This is a genomic window from Bradyrhizobium sp. 134, assembly GCF_023074155.1.
GTDB lineage: Bacteria > Pseudomonadota > Alphaproteobacteria > Rhizobiales > Xanthobacteraceae > Bradyrhizobium.
In genome coordinates, this window is sequence record NZ_JADPKX010000069.1 from 350,100 (window position 1) to 363,793 (window position 13,694).

The window sequence follows — 13,694 nt, forward strand, 5'->3', positions numbered from 1 at the left end:
GACATGGCGGATCAACCACCGAGGCGGCCGCGAACGCTGGGCGACGCCAGGACGGAGGCCGAGGCGGCGTTCAAGAAGGTGACGGCCAGGGTCGCCGCGGCGCCGCCAAAGCAGAACGTGGCGCCGGGGGTCAAGGAGCAGGTCACGCTGCGGATCGACCAGGACGTGCTGGAGCATTTCCAGGCCGGCGGCCCCGGCTGGCAGGATCGCATCAACGAGGCGCTGCGAAAGGCCGCGGGGAAGTAGGCGCCAAAGGTTTGGCTAATCGGAACGAAAAAGCCCGGCGCGAGCCGGGCTTTGTGTTTGCGATTGGCCTCGCCTCAGCGGCGGAACATGCCGCCCATCATGCCGCCGACGACGCCGCCGACGAAGGCTGCGCCGGCGTCGCCGCCGCCGCGATGCTGGGCGGGTGCGCTCTGCGCCTGGGCCGGGGCACGTCGGGCCGGCTTCGCGCTGTCGTCGCTCGCAGTGGTCGGCGCGGAGGCCACGATCTCCGACAGCAGGGCCTTGTGCTGGAGCTTGTTGAGATAGCCGCTCGATGGATAGCCACGTGCCGCCTGCCAGCGCTTGAGCACCGTACGGGTGTCCTCGCTGAACGCCCCGGTGACCTTGGTGTCGAATCCAAGTCCGGTCAGGCGGCGCTGCACGTCGCGGCGCTGCCCCTTGTCGAGGCCGATCTGGTCCTCGGTGAGCTGGCTGGCGTCGTCGGTGAAGGTGGCAGGATCGACACCGGCGTTGAGGTTGCGGGTCGTCGTCGACGGGCCGCTCTTGATCGCGGCGAGCCGCGCCAGCGCCAGCGCCTTGAACTGGCCGTTGGGGTAGGCGGAGAGGTAGGCGTTGAGCTCTTCGGGCTTGTTGCTCTCCTTGACCGAACGCCAATATTCGAGCTCGACACCGTCCGAATTGCCGCCGGTTGCTGCTGGCGTGATGCCAGCAGCCATCGGGGCCGCATTGGCGACCTGGGTCGTCGGAGCCTGGTTGAGATAGACCGCGCCGATCAAATTGGTGTGTCCCCAGGGCAGCTGACCCTTGTGGGTCTCCTCGTTGACCTGGGCGCGGACCGACGTCATCGCCTGCTGGATCTCGATGCCAGGCTTGGTGATGTTGTCGATGAGCGCACGGGTGAACGGACTGTTGTTGCCCTCCTGGCCGTCGAGCGCGGTCTGGCCCGGGCCGGTGGCGAACGCGATCAGCGTGCCTTCGCCGGACTTCATCTCGGCGAGACCGCTCTGCACGTTGACGCTGCGGGTCGCGGAGTTCGACTTGATCTTGGCGGCGAACGGATTGTCGCGGCACGCGTCAAGGAACACCAGCTTGACCTTGGCGTCGCCCATGGTCTGCTCGAGCGTCAGGTCGATGTTGATGGCGGCACCGAGCTTGACGTCCATCTCCGACTTGATGTCGGCATCGACAGGCAGAAGATAGTTGGAGCCGCCGACCGCGATGCCGTGACCGGCATAATAGAACACTGCGACATCGGAGCCCTGCGCCTTGCGGCCGAAGTCCAGCAGCTTCTCCGTCATCTGGTCGCGCGAGAGGTTCGAACCTTCGATCACCTCGAAGCCGACATTGCGCAGCGTTGCCGCCATCGCTTTGGCGTCGATCGGCGGGTTCGGCAATTGTGCGACGTTCTTGTAGGTGCCGTTGCCGACGACGAAAGCAACACGGCGGTCGGCCTTCGCGGCACTGACCGACAGTACCATGCACATCAGCGACGCGAGGAGGGTGAGAGTGCGCATCTGGAATCCCCAACAGAATCGAAATTGCAGGCAGCAACAGATTGGCAACGAACTTACACGAAGTGGCCGATTTGGCGCCACCAAAACGGCAGTTCGTCGCGTTCAACCCGCTGCAGTGTGGCAGAATGTGCACGATGGAATACCCTTCCAACGTGATCTAAATCACACGGCCACTTGGTTTTGTCGCGCGAAGCGGCGCGAGGTTCAGCGTGCGCGGGCGGGAACCGGCGAAGCCGGCTTCAAGTTCAGGAGATTGCCGCAGAGGATCAGCGCCGCGCCGAGCACGGTCCAGGAGTCGAGCCGCTCGGAATAGATCAGCCAGCCGACGGTGGCCGTGAGCGGAACCCGCAGAAAGTCCATCGGCACCACGATGGTCGCATCCGCGTACCGGAGCGCGCTGGCGAGGCAATAGTGCGAGAATGTGCCGCAGACCCCGATAACGAACAGCCAACCCCACAGGAAGGCCGACGGCCAGGTCCAGACATAGAGCGTAGGGAGCAGACCTACGACCATCTGCACGACGATCATCCAGAACAGGATCGACAATGCGCTCTCGGTCCGGGTCAGTGATTTCGCCAATATCATGGAGATGCTGAAGCCGATCGCGGCTCCTAGCGCGATCAGCTGGCCCGGATTGATCTCGCCGGTGGCGGGCCGCACGATCATGACCACGCCGACGATGCCGAGCACGATCGCGGCGATCTTCCAGACGGTCATGCGTTCGGACAGGAATGTTGCGGCCAGCAGTGCCGTCCAGATCGGCATGGTGAATTCGATCGCGACGACCTGGCCGATCCCGATCAGCGTCAGTGCGTAGAACCAGCCGAGCTGTGCGAAATAATGCACCCCATTGCGCGCGAGATGCTGGGGCAGGCGCTTGGTCGCGACCGCCTTGAAGCCACCGGACCGGTAGATGATCGGCAGCAGAAGCGTGAACCCGATCACCGAACGCACTTCCATGATCTGAAATACATTCAGCTCGCGCGTGGTCTCGCGCCCGGCGACCGCCATGACCAGCATCAGCGACAGCCAGCCCGCCATCCACAGGGCAGCCATCGTTTTGGACGGTGTGGTGTTCATCGGCGCAGGTTTGGGAGGCGAGGGTTCTGAGGGAGGGCCGGTATCGGCGACATCGTCGCCGTTTGCAACGGCCAAATCTGCCGGTGCAGCGATGCATGGCGGCGTGCTAAGGCATCACTGAACAACGAGAAAAATCGGGAGATATTCGCTCATGCACATCTTGCAGCCGGCCGAGTGGAAAAAACCGCGCGGCTTTTCCCATGGCGTCGCGGTCGAGGGGCCGGGCCGCTGGGTGGTGTTGGCCGGGCAGACCGGCGGCGACGAGACCGGCAATTACGCGCCTGACATGGCAGCGCAGGTCGGGACCGCGCTGAAGCGGGTCATCAAGCTCCTGGGCGAGGCCGACGCCGGCCCCGAGCATATCGTCCGCCTGACCTGGTACCTGACCAGCCGCAGCGAATATGAGGCAGCCGGGTCCGGCATCGGCGCGGCCTGGAAGGAAACGCTGGGGCGCAATTTCCCGCCCTCGACCTTGCTCTACATCGGCGGCCTCGTGGACGACCGGGCCAAGGTCGAGATCGAGGTCACGGCGTTCGTGCCGGGCACATAAAAAATCGACCCGGCGAGATCGCCGGGTCGATTGTCAATCTACTTGTATCGGCTTAGCGCGACAGCGAGATGTTGGCGCCGCGGAACTGGCTATCGGCACGCATCGTGACGTTCTGCTTGTTGCCGGACGTCTTCAGCGAGATGTTGGCGTTGAAGCCGGCGGTGGAGGCGAGCAGCTCATAGTTTCCACCCGCGCCGCGGCCCGAAAGGGAGCCGCTGATATTGCGGCTGGCCTCGGACCAGCTGCCCGCGATGGCGCTGCCTTCAGCCTTTACGTTGGCGCCGAGGTTGAACTTGTACGCGTCGCTGGCGCAGGTCAGCGACAACTCCATCGTCGGTCCGACCGGAGCGTATTTGGCCCGGCAGCGGATCCGCTCGGTCGAGCCGTCGTCCAACGTGACCGTTCCCGACCCGCTCCAGCTGCCTGCCAGCGGGGCAAACGGGCCCGACTGGGCCTTGCTCTCGGAATTGGCAATTCCGGCCGCAAACATGACGGCAGCCGCAATCAGGAGCCGCTGGCCCAGACCGCTGGTCACGATTCTTCTATTGGCGCGATGCTTCCCACCGCCCGCTGCACGGTATGCCTGCAGATGCTCCATTCCACTTCCCCGATCCGGCGTTGCCGCTGAGTTGACCGTTGGCATATGCACCATTGATCGAAACTTTCACAAGTCCCCCGCTGCCGATGGTGCCGGAAACGTTAGCGCCCGGCGCGGTGATCTTGCCGTCGGCAACCGTCAGCAAGGAGCTTGCGGTCGGCTCGCAGGAACCGCTCTTGGTGACGATGGTGACCTGCCAGTTGCCGTCATAGGGAGTCTGGGCGAAAGCGGGCGCGGCGAGGGTGAAAACTGAAGCGGCACAGAACGCCGCAATGCGAGCAAAACGCATAAAATCCGTCCTTGAATTTGTCTGATATGCTGACCCTTATTCGGGCCAAATGTGACGGAAATTTGGTGCGGTGCCAAATCGAAAATTGTTCCTGCGGGAACAATGGTTTATTTGGATTTCCGGCTGCAATTTTCGAAGCAGAATCAACGCCCCTTCACATTATGGGTAAACGTCGGGACAGCGACTCAGGAAAGGGGCCTTAGGAAAGGCTTGGCGCCGAGGTCGCGAACTGCTCGTCCTGAGTCTTTGACGGCAGCGCCTTGTGGACCTTGGCATAATCGATCACGTCGGCCAGCAATTTGAGCCCGAGCGGGGCGAGCGCGCGCTCCCACAGCTCCCGCGCCGTCTCGCCCTTCTTGACGAAGCACCACTCCTGGGCCGCGATGGCGCCGGCGTCCATGCGGTCGGCGAGGTGGTAGATCGTGCCGCCGGCGATCGGGTCGCCTTCCTTGATGGTCCATTCCACGGCCGCCTTGCCGCGGTGACGCGGCAGCAGCGAGGGATGATAGCCGATCCCGCCCAGCTTCGCGGCCTCGAGCGCGTCCTTGCCGATCCGGGCGTGGCTGTGCGCGGTGACGATCAGATCGGTGTCGGGGGCGATCTCGGAGGCCACCACCAGCTTGGGATTGGCCTGGACCACGACCTCGATGCCCGCCGCCTTGGCCGTCGCGGCGAGACGATCCTCGGCGTCGGCCACCACAACCCGCACGATCGAGACACCGTGCTCCCGGAGCATGTTCAGGGTGGTCACGCCGAAATGGCGGGAGCCGACGAGGGTAATGCGCATGGGTGTCCGATCCGTCTCGCAACTGCGTCATCTCCCGATAACACGTCCGGACGTCCTGTCACCACCCGCACTGCGTTTGCGCCGGTTATCAACAATGCACCGAGCGAGGCTGCGCGATGAATTCCGCGATTGCGGCGTCGGCCGGTCCGGTGCTTCCATACGCGGATGGCATCGGCTCGGAGCGAACGCATGCGAAGCGCGTGGTTTGTCCTTCTCGCGGCCCTGGTCGCAACCCCTCCGGCGCGCGCCGGCGGACAGCCCTATCCGGTGGTTCCGCCTGAGGTTGGTGTGGCGCCCTTCATCGGTCCGACCTGGGACACCTATCGCTGCGCGGAAGGGCCGGTCATCAATTTCTATCACGGCGCCTATTACGGCCAGGAGCCGCCGGCACTCTATCGCGGCTACGCATACCGGCCGCATTACCGCTACAGCGCCTACCGCAGGCTGCCGCGCACTATTTCTGCGTCACAGACTAGCCGTGCCACACCGCCACGGTCGGGCGGCGATTAGAGATAGGCCTGTTCCTGTGTTTCGTTTTTAACACAGAGATCCAGGATTTGCCGGTAGAACGTGGACCAACCGGGGCTGGCGACATTTCAACCCGTATCCGTTTTCGACCCCGGATTTGGCCGCTGGCATGATCGCCAGCGGCTTTTTCATGCGCGGCCATCACGAAATCATCTGACGGTAACATGATCTCAACCAGCTTGGCGTATCGACGAATCCGTCGCGGATTTGTATTGCGTACCGCGACACCGAGATCGTCCCGCCGGCGTGGGTGCGCCGTGCGGGCTTTTTCGCCGGGACCGATTTCATGCCGAGCGCGATTGAGCAGATCGTCGACGTCTATGTCCGGCTGAAGAACCGGCGCGGCCTCGACGAGCTGATGATGCATAGACAGCGGCTTGCGGTCGATCTGAAGAGCAGGTCCGGCTACGACTTCAGCCTGCCGATCGGGCAGATCGACGAGGAGATCGCGATCATCGAAGCCGGCCTCAGCCGGCTCAAGTCAGGCGATATCGCTGCGACGGACGACGGTCAGTCAATTTGACGCTCAGTCGCGCCGGCCGCCGTCGATGACGGTGAACAACGGCCGTGCCTGGGTCGGCTCGACCAGCAATTCCTCCACCAGCGCGGTCGCCGCATCGACATATTTGCGCGTCGGCTTGTCGAGGGCGCGGGTGGCCTCATCGTCGAGCGCGACCTTTGCGGCCTCGACCAGCTTGCGCATTCGCGCCGCGTGGTCATCGCCCGCCGTCAGCGTCGCGCGGGCCAGCGAGCGCAGCACGAACAACTCGCCCTCGAGGCGGAGCAGACGGTCGTTGAGCCTGGTGAGGACGGCGTTGAGGTCGGCCATGGCGCGCGTTCGTTTTCGGAAGATCCATCCTGCTCTAGCGGCGATCGGTGAACGGAGTCCAAACGGCATCGGCACAATTGGGGCGATCTCCCCTCAGGTCTCCCTCCGCGCCAGATAGTCGCGTGCAAAGGCAAGATACCAGTCGAGGCAGGCGGGATTGGCCATCGCCTCCCGGTTGATGACCTTCTCGACGGGCTGGCCGAGCAGCAGCTTCTTGATCGGCAGCTCCTGCTTCTTGCCCGAGAGCGTGCGCGGGATCTCGGCGACCGCAAAAATCTCGTTGGGCAGGAAGCGGCGGGAGAGGCCTGCCTCGATCGCCTTGTTGATCCTCGCCCGCATCGCGCCGTCGAAGGCGACGCCTTCGCGCAGCACCACGAACAGCGGCATGTAGCTGTCACGACCGAGATATTCGAGATCGACGACGAGGGAATCCAGCACCTCCGGCAAGGCCTCGATCGCGGAGTAGAGTTCGCTCGTGCCCATGCGCAGGCCATGCCGGTTGATGGTGGCATCGCTGCGGCCATAGATGATGCAGGAGCCGTCGGGGTCGACCTTGAGCCAGTCGCCATGCCGCCACACCGGCCCGCGGCCGCTGCCGTCGAAATTGTCCGGATAGGTCTCGAAATAGCTCGCGCGATAGCGCGCATCGCCCTTGTCGTTCCAGAAATAGAGCGGCATCGACGGCATCGGCTCGGTGCAGACGAGCTCGCCGACCTCGCCGATGACGGCGCGGCCCTGTTCGTCGAAGGCTTCCACGGCGGCACCCAGCAGACGGCACTGCATTGCGCCCGGCGTCTGCGGCAGTTCGCGATTTCCGCCAATGAAGGCGCCGGCGAAATCGGTGCCGCCGGAGATGTTGGCCCACCAGATATCGGCCTGCGCCTTGCTGCCGTTGATCTTCGCGAGCGCCGCGAAGCGGTCGTTGAACCACGCTTGCGTGTCGGCGCTCAGCGGAGAGCCGGTCGAGCCGAGACATCGAAGCTGTGAGAGATCACCGGCGGCGGTGAGGTTGATCTCGGCCTTGGCGCAGTTGGCGAAGAACGCGGCGCCCGCACCGAAGAAGGTCGCTTTGGATTGCGCGACGAAGCGCCACAACGTGGTCCAGTCCGGCTTGTCCTTGGCGCCGCCGGGGCTGCCGTCGAAGATGCAGCAGGTGGTGCCGCCGAGCAGGCCGCCGATCTGGCTGTTCCACATGATCCAGCCCGTCGAAGAGTACCAGTGATAACGCTCGCCGAACGAGTTCTCGTGGTAGGAGCAGCCGAGATCGTTGTGCAATCCCAGCAGCGCCAGCACCACGATGACGATGCCGCCATGGCCGTGCACGATCGGCTTCGGCAGACCGGTGGTGCCGCTGGAATAGACGATCCAGAGCGGATGATCGAACGGCAGCCACGCGGGCTCGAATGTGTCGATCTCCGCGCCTGTTGCTGCGACAATCTCGGAGAGCAGGGCGTCCGCCGCTGGGCGCGCGGCGGCGTCGCTGTGCAGAATGACGTGCTCGACCGTCGGCAGCGATCGCCGCAGCTCGGCGAGGACGTCTTTGCGATCGTGCCGGCGTCCGGCATAGGTGACTGCGTCGCAGGCGATCAGCACTTTCGGTTCGATCTGCTTGAAGCGGTCGATCACGGCGGGTGCGGCCATGTCGGGCGCGCACACGCTCCAGATCGCGCCGATACTGGCGCTCGCCAGGAATGCGATGATGGTCTCGGGGATGTTGGGCAGATAGGCGGCGATGCGGTCGCCGGGCCTGATGCCTTTTTCTTTCAGATGCAGCGCGAGGGCAGCCGCCTTGCGCCGCAGCTCCGGCCAGCTCGTCTCGCAAAGCCTGCCGTCCTCGCCGGAACTGACGATCGCTGGCAGGCCGGCGGCGTCGGCCGCCTCCACATGGCGGAACACCTGCCGGGCATAGTTGACCTGGGCGCCGGGAAACCAGACCGCGCCGGGCATCTTGCGCTCGGTGATCACGGCCGCAAACGGCGTTGGCGATTGCAGATCGTAATAGTCCCAGATGCTGTGCCAGAACCCGTCGAGATCGCGCACCGACCATTGCCGCATCTCCTCGTAGCTTGCGAAGGTAAGGCCGCGCTGTTCGGCGAGCCAGGTGCGGTAAAGGGCGATCTGGGGAATGAAGGGTGAGGTCATTGCGTGTCGGCTTCAGTTGCGGGGCGCGGATGTTAACCGGTGCCGCAGAGTAGCAGAAGCCGCAGTTCGGGCAGGCAGCGTTGACGGGAGTAGCGGGTCTGGGTCCGCTGGAAGCAGTCTACCAGCCCGCTCCGGCCCAGCGTCTTCCGAACACGGGTGGCTTGGCCTTCACCGCTTCCCAGCCGAAGAAATGATGCTTGCCGGACCAGGTGTGCACCACGCCGCTGCAGATGCTGCACTTGAAGCTGCCGGAATGCACTTCGGCGTGCTCCTCCCTTGTCGCGGTGTAGTTCATGCTGCAACCCGGGCAGGTGAATTCTTCGATCGTCCAGATGCTATTGGCCATTGCACCGAAAGTGGTTTGGGGGACCTCGACGGAAGCCTAGGTGCCCGCCTTTGCAACGGCGTAAACCGGTCGGCTGAAATCCGGTTAACCGTCGTTAATGCTCCGCATGTCCCGGTCGATGCGCATCTGCACGCGCCTGATGGCGAGCAACGGCAGCCTGCCTTGCACGCGCCCGCAGCGGGCCCTGTCGCCGACGGCATAGGCGTAGCGCCAATAGCCCGGTGCGGCGTTTGGCTTCAGCGAAAAATGGACGCCGCGGTGAATGCCTGCGTGTGCGACGGGCTCTCTGGGGCGGCGTGCCATCGTCTCGGAATGCCGAATGGCCCGATGCGTTCCTAATCACCGGCTCGGGCCGGCCCCGTCGCCTTGACGCCGGGTGCGCGGCTGGCAATAACGCTGGGCCGCGCAAGTGGCGGAACCCGCGTCAATGCCGCAAGGAAAGCCGTGCCCGTGAAAAGTCTGCGTCAGCTCCTGACGGGCGAGGAGATCATCCAGCTCGTGATCCGCGTCGGCCTGCTCGGCCTGCTGATCATCTGGACCTTCCTGATCATCCGCCCCTTCGTGCCGATCCTTGCCTGGAGCGGCGTGCTCGCGGTCGCGTTCTACCCGGCCTTCAGCTGGGTCGCGAAGATCCTGGGCGGCCGGCCCAAGACCGCAGCGGCGATCCTGACCCTGATCACGCTCGGCATCGTCATCGGTCCTGCGACCTGGCTCGGCATCAGCGCAGTGGACGGCGTGCGCGAGCTGGCGCACCAGCTCGGCACCGGCGACCTCGCGCTTCAGTCGGCGCCGGAGCAGCTCAAATCGTGGCCGCTCGTTGGCCCCTGGCTATTCGATTTGTGGGAGCAGGCCTACAACAACATCCGCGCGGTGCTGCGCGAGGTGGCGCCGTATCTCCAGCCGCTGGCGGGACCGTTGCTTGGGCTCGCGGGTGACGCCGGTGTCGGCACGCTGCAGTTCCTGGTCTCGGTGTTCGTGGCCGGCTTCCTGTTTCCGCACGGGCCAAGGCTGGTTGCGGCCGGCCGCGGCTTCTTGTTTCGCATCGTGCCCGAACAGAGCGAGCATTTCCTGGGGCTCGCGGGGGCGACCATCCGTGCCGTGGCGCAAGGCGTGATCGGCGTCGCGATCGTGCAGGCATTGCTCGCCGGCATCGGCTTCAAGCTTGCCGCGGTGCCGAGCGCAGGCCTGCTCGCCTTTATCGTGCTGCTGCTCTCGATCGTGCAGATCGGCGCCTTCCTGGTGCTGCTGCCGGTGATCATCTGGATATGGACCGCCAAGGACGTCACCACCGCGCTGCTGCTCACCGTGTTTCTCGTCGTCGTCGGCTTCCTCGACACCATGTTGAAGCCGCTGGTGATGGGGCGCGGCCTGACCACGCCGACCATCGTCATCTTCGTCGGCGTGATCGGCGGCACGTTGGCCCACGGCATCGTCGGCCTGTTCATCGGCCCGATCATCCTCTCGGTGGCCTGGGAGATGATGATGGCCTGGATCAGGACGGAGGATCGGGCAGAGGCGGGGTCGAGGGCGGGGACAGCGACGGGCGAGGGCTGATCCGGCCCCTCGAACGGCGGATCGGCCTGCCTGCCGGAGTCAATCAGACCTGGCGGCCTTAGCCCCGTGTGATCAAGGTCCACGGAACTTGTCTATCCGACTAGACAAGTTACCATGGGCTCGATTCTGTTCTCGATTACGGCGGACATGGCGAAGTCTTCCAAGCTGGTCGCCGCCAAGCGCGGCAAGGTATTGTTGGTCAGGCGCCGGTCGGACGGCCTGTGGATGTTCCCGGGCGGCCGCAAGCGCGCGCGCGAGTCCGACAAGGACTGCCTGCGGCGGGAGATCAAGGAAGAGCTGCCCAAGCTGAAGCTCGGCCGGATCAGCCTCTGGAAGGAAGTGACGGCCAGGAACAAGCGCTCCGGCCGCAAGATGAGCGACGCGATATTCATCGCCAAGGGCGCCAAGGGCAGGCTCGCGATCGGCGACAAGAACGAGATCGACCGCGCCGTCTGGCAGAAGCCGCGCGGCATCCGCCTGACGCCGACCTCGCGCTATATCCGCGACCGCCTGTTTCCGCGGAAGCGCGGGTGAGCTAGTCCCCGTCGTCCTCCGACGAGAGCTGTATCCGTCCGGTGTGGGCCCGCGAAAAATTGGCGCGCGGTTGCGGCGCGGACACCCTGGCCATTTCGGTTTCGCGCTGCTCCTTGCGAACCTTGCGCGCGCGCTTCATGGCCTGCTTGACCTGAGGGTTCGGTGAATCCTCCGCGAAGAACAGCACCACCTCGCAGCTCGGACATTGCCTGGAATAGCCGTCCTGCAACCGTCCCGCGCGGTCGCGGAACACGGTCTTGCAGCGCGTGCACTGAATCTGGACGAAACTCATGCGCGGTCGATCGACAATGACTGATGGAAATGGATCGTCAGGTGATCCCAAATGTCTGAAGAAAGCTTGAACGCGTCCGGGACTTCAAGCCGCTTGAAACAGCCGCCTATTGCTTGGCCGCTATCGTCTCCAGGCAATGGTTGAGATAGACGGTGCGATCCCTGGGCAGCACCTTCTCGAGATCCGCCTTCAGCGCGCATTCGCGCTGCCGCATCTGCTCGGCCCGCCGCTTCTCGGCCGCCTCGCGATATTCGGGAGCGACCTTGTTGGGATCGACGAGGGCCTGCGAGCGGGCGGGAGCCGTCACGGCGAGGGCAATGGCGGTGATGACAATGAGCTGTTTCAAATGAGCCTCCATTAAAAGGCTCATTCTAGCGCTCGGGCGGCGAGGGCTCAAACGGCAAATTCGCCGAGACACCCGGCAGCGAAGTTGATTTCAACTACCTGAAGTTGGGACGAGGGGAGGCCGTCACTTCGGGACGTGGTCGATCTTGTGGCCGAGATGCCCGGTGTCGTGATCGCGACGCAACTGGCTCAGCGATGTCTCGTTCAGCTGGTGCAAGACCTCGCTGAGTTCAGTCGTATCTGGATAACCGGCGGCAAAACCCTTGCCGTAGATCTTGCGCAACGTACCGACCAGCGTGTTGCCGTGCTTCTTGCTGATCGCGCCATCCTTGTCGCGGTGGCGATGATCCAGGCCCGTGTCCTTCATGGCTTTCTCCCTGAGCGGCGTCTGCGCGCCTGGAGAGAGCGTGCTCCCAAACGAGTTGATTGGCAACGGCACGGCGCGCGGCAGTTGAGCCTCAGCAAGGTGTGGAAAAATCGAAGGACGTGTGAAGCAGTTCACAAGCGATGGTCGGGATCGCTGCTACGAAGGCCTCATTGCTTCACCAATTGATATTTTGAAACGCCCCAGCGCTCCACCAGGCGCTGGGGTTTTCACGTCGATCACCGCAAGGGCCAGAGCGCGCGGCGCGCGATCGGTCGGGTGCTTTCCGAATGATGCCGAAGATTGATGCCGAAGGCGGGCGGCTACGCGGCTTGCTCCTCGAACGAGGTGTAGACCTGGCCACCTGGACCAATCACCTGAACGCCCCAGCACCCGTCAGCAATAAGCTCCTTGGCCTTCTTGAGGGCGGCGGTGAGTGACAGCCGCTTGAGGCTGACGATTCCTGCCGTGTCGAAACCGCTGATTTCAAACATGCCGTTCCTCCCTGTATTGTCGAATCCTACACTTTTTGAGCGGGTTGTCTCGCGGCTTTTGGGACAGGGGGCCGGCGCAGGAGCAGGCGGTGGCCAAAATCGCGAAAACAACCCCATGCACAGTAGCTAAGTCCCGCTGGCGCAACGCTTTCTTTTTGGCACACGGCGGTCTTGCCTCCGGCGGAGACGCCGTTGACTCGTCGGGCAAAACAGGGGTAGTTTGCCAACTTCGGAAAATCCGCTTCGGGACGCGGCGGCTTCCCGGGATCGGGAGGAGCTCTCGCGCCGGCCTGCGTGTCATGTCTGTCGTACGCCCCCGTAGTCGGCCGGGGTGGTGGGGTCTGCAGCAGGCCGCGGTCGCTAACGTGGAATTAAGCTGAAAAGCCCACAATTTTAGACAGTTGTAGATGGGTGCTGCGTAAGGGAGCCGTCGCGAGGACGTTCCGGCGACGGCTTCCTGTTGCTCGCTCATTTGGGGTCAATGCCATGACCACGACTTTCGAAACGCAAGGCCTTGTCGAACAGCTCGACCCTGCAGCACTGGCTGCGGCCATCGCGGCCGACGAACCCGCAAGCTTGGACGCTCCAGAACCGATCAAGCGCTCCAGCCGCACGTCGGTCATGGCGCTGTCGGTGTGTGCCCTCGCCATCAACGGCGCGGCGGCGATCTACACATGGCCGTCCGGCCTGCCATCGCTGAACCTGAGCAGCCTGGCGGATCTGCTACCGCGGCAAGAGGCTTCAGCGCCAAAGCCGGATCCGGTTGTCGCCGCCTTGAAGGACATTCAGTCGACCCAGCAGCAACACACGGCTTCGCTGCAGGAGAGCAACCAGGCACTGCAGCAAAACGCGGCTGTGTTGCAGGCCGATTCCATGGTGCTGCTTTCGCTGCGACAGAGCATCACGGACGAACGCGTCGATGTGAAGAAGGTATCCTCCCAGCTGTCCACTCTGATTGCGAAGATCGACTCGCTGCAAAATGCCATGATGTCGGACGTCACGTCCTCCGTTCGAAGAGCGCATGCGCGCTACGGACTGTCCGCAGCGATCCGCAAGCGGCTCGCCCGGCAGTCGAAATCTGTAGGTCCCGTTTCAGTTGGAGGAGCGCCGCTGAGCGTGCCTGCTACAGTTTCGGCCCCGGAGAGCTGAAGATAGGGTCAGGCAAGTCATCTAGGACCAAGTCACCTGGGACCAAGTGATCTGGGACCATGTCCGCGCTCACT

19 protein-coding genes are annotated in these 13,694 nt (G+C 63.9%); 7 read left to right on the top strand and 12 right to left on the bottom strand.

The annotated features are described in order from the left end of the window. The first annotated feature begins 3 nt into the window (after window positions 1–3). Entirely contained in the window at window positions 4–246 is a 243-nt protein-coding gene (locus IVA75_RS26805) for a BrnA antitoxin family protein (RefSeq protein WP_247289843.1), read from the top strand. Between the two features lie 74 nt (window positions 247–320). Here IVA75_RS26805 and IVA75_RS26810 read toward each other — a convergent pair whose 3' ends face one another. Next, window positions 321–1,739, bottom strand: a complete 1,419-nt coding sequence (locus IVA75_RS26810) for a caspase family protein (RefSeq protein WP_247289845.1) — start codon at window positions 1,737–1,739, stop codon at window positions 321–323. A gap of 204 nt (window positions 1,740–1,943) precedes the next feature. Further along, complete coding sequence (locus tag IVA75_RS26815; protein WP_247289848.1) at window positions 1,944–2,819, bottom strand: DMT family transporter; 876 nt, start codon at window positions 2,817–2,819, stop codon at window positions 1,944–1,946. A gap of 151 nt (window positions 2,820–2,970) precedes the next feature. On the opposite strand from IVA75_RS26815, the gene IVA75_RS26820 reads away from it, so the two are divergent. Continuing rightward, a complete protein-coding gene (locus tag IVA75_RS26820) occupies window positions 2,971–3,369 on the top strand; it encodes a Rid family hydrolase (RefSeq protein WP_247289857.1) in 399 nt (132 codons plus the stop codon). 52 nt (window positions 3,370–3,421) lie between these two features. Here IVA75_RS26820 and IVA75_RS26825 read toward each other — a convergent pair whose 3' ends face one another. From IVA75_RS26825 to IVA75_RS26835, 3 genes are all read right to left on the bottom strand, one after another. Further along, window positions 3,422–3,967: a hypothetical protein gene (locus IVA75_RS26825; RefSeq protein WP_027567036.1), complete on the bottom strand. Its 546-nt coding sequence runs from the start codon at window positions 3,965–3,967 to the stop codon at window positions 3,422–3,424. Continuing rightward, entirely contained in the window at window positions 3,912–4,256 is a 345-nt protein-coding gene (locus IVA75_RS26830; RefSeq protein WP_007590760.1) for a hypothetical protein, read from the bottom strand. The genes IVA75_RS26825 and IVA75_RS26830 overlap by 56 nt, the downstream gene beginning before the upstream one ends. 199 nt (window positions 4,257–4,455) lie before the next feature. Then, window positions 4,456–5,043 carry a formyltransferase family protein gene (locus tag IVA75_RS26835; RefSeq protein ID WP_027567035.1) on the bottom strand — a complete coding sequence of 196 codons (588 nt, stop codon included), beginning with the start codon at window positions 5,041–5,043 and terminating at the stop codon, window positions 4,456–4,458. A 189-nt stretch (window positions 5,044–5,232) separates the two neighbouring features. On the opposite strand from IVA75_RS26835, the gene IVA75_RS26840 reads away from it, so the two are divergent. Both IVA75_RS26840 and IVA75_RS26845 read left to right on the top strand, forming a co-directional pair. Continuing rightward, window positions 5,233–5,553: a hypothetical protein gene (locus IVA75_RS26840; protein WP_247289859.1), complete on the top strand. Its 321-nt coding sequence runs from the start codon at window positions 5,233–5,235 to the stop codon at window positions 5,551–5,553. 304 nt (window positions 5,554–5,857) lie between these two features. Then, window positions 5,858–6,094 (top strand): hypothetical protein, encoded by a 237-nt coding sequence (locus IVA75_RS26845; protein WP_027567033.1) that lies wholly within the window; start codon window positions 5,858–5,860, stop codon window positions 6,092–6,094. A 3-nt stretch (window positions 6,095–6,097) separates the two neighbouring features. Here IVA75_RS26845 and IVA75_RS26850 read toward each other — a convergent pair whose 3' ends face one another. The 3 genes from IVA75_RS26850 to IVA75_RS26860 all read right to left on the bottom strand — a co-directional run bounded on the left by IVA75_RS26850 (window position 6,098) and on the right by IVA75_RS26860 (window position 8,888). Then, the gene (locus IVA75_RS26850) at window positions 6,098–6,400 is read right to left on the bottom strand and encodes a hypothetical protein (RefSeq protein ID WP_247289861.1); all 303 of its coding nucleotides are present in this window, start codon (window positions 6,398–6,400) and stop codon (window positions 6,098–6,100) included. Window positions 6,401–6,493: 93 nt separating this feature from the next. After that, window positions 6,494–8,542: an acetoacetate--CoA ligase gene (locus IVA75_RS26855; RefSeq protein WP_247289864.1), complete on the bottom strand. Its 2,049-nt coding sequence runs from the start codon at window positions 8,540–8,542 to the stop codon at window positions 6,494–6,496. A gap of 118 nt (window positions 8,543–8,660) precedes the next feature. Beyond that, entirely contained in the window at window positions 8,661–8,888 is a 228-nt protein-coding gene (locus tag IVA75_RS26860) for a hypothetical protein (protein WP_247289866.1), read from the bottom strand. 444 nt (window positions 8,889–9,332) lie between these two features. Here IVA75_RS26860 and IVA75_RS26865 point away from each other — a divergent pair, with 444 nt between their 5' ends. After that, window positions 9,333–10,442: an AI-2E family transporter gene (locus IVA75_RS26865; RefSeq protein WP_247289868.1), complete on the top strand. Its 1,110-nt coding sequence runs from the start codon at window positions 9,333–9,335 to the stop codon at window positions 10,440–10,442. A gap of 114 nt (window positions 10,443–10,556) precedes the next feature. Next, the gene (locus tag IVA75_RS26870) at window positions 10,557–10,976 is read left to right on the top strand and encodes an NUDIX hydrolase (RefSeq protein ID WP_035961255.1); all 420 of its coding nucleotides are present in this window, start codon (window positions 10,557–10,559) and stop codon (window positions 10,974–10,976) included. Between the two features lies 1 nt (window position 10,977). Here the strand turns inward: IVA75_RS26870 and IVA75_RS26875 are convergent, their stop codons facing one another. From IVA75_RS26875 to IVA75_RS26890, 4 genes are all read right to left on the bottom strand, one after another. Beyond that, the gene (locus IVA75_RS26875) at window positions 10,978–11,268 is read right to left on the bottom strand and encodes a hypothetical protein (RefSeq protein ID WP_027567028.1); all 291 of its coding nucleotides are present in this window, start codon (window positions 11,266–11,268) and stop codon (window positions 10,978–10,980) included. Window positions 11,269–11,374: 106 nt separating this feature from the next. Continuing rightward, window positions 11,375–11,614 carry a hypothetical protein gene (locus IVA75_RS26880; protein WP_247289871.1) on the bottom strand — a complete coding sequence of 80 codons (240 nt, stop codon included), beginning with the start codon at window positions 11,612–11,614 and terminating at the stop codon, window positions 11,375–11,377. A gap of 123 nt (window positions 11,615–11,737) precedes the next feature. Continuing rightward, entirely contained in the window at window positions 11,738–11,980 is a 243-nt protein-coding gene (locus IVA75_RS26885) for a hypothetical protein (RefSeq protein ID WP_007590794.1), read from the bottom strand. 320 nt (window positions 11,981–12,300) lie between these two features. Then, window positions 12,301–12,471, bottom strand: coding sequence for a hypothetical protein (locus IVA75_RS26890; protein ID WP_007590796.1), 171 nt, complete (start codon window positions 12,469–12,471; stop codon window positions 12,301–12,303). A gap of 486 nt (window positions 12,472–12,957) precedes the next feature. Between IVA75_RS26890 and IVA75_RS26895 the strand changes: the two genes are divergently transcribed. After that, the gene (locus IVA75_RS26895) at window positions 12,958–13,620 is read left to right on the top strand and encodes a hypothetical protein (RefSeq protein WP_027567026.1); all 663 of its coding nucleotides are present in this window, start codon (window positions 12,958–12,960) and stop codon (window positions 13,618–13,620) included. Window positions 13,621–13,694 lie beyond the last annotated feature (74 nt).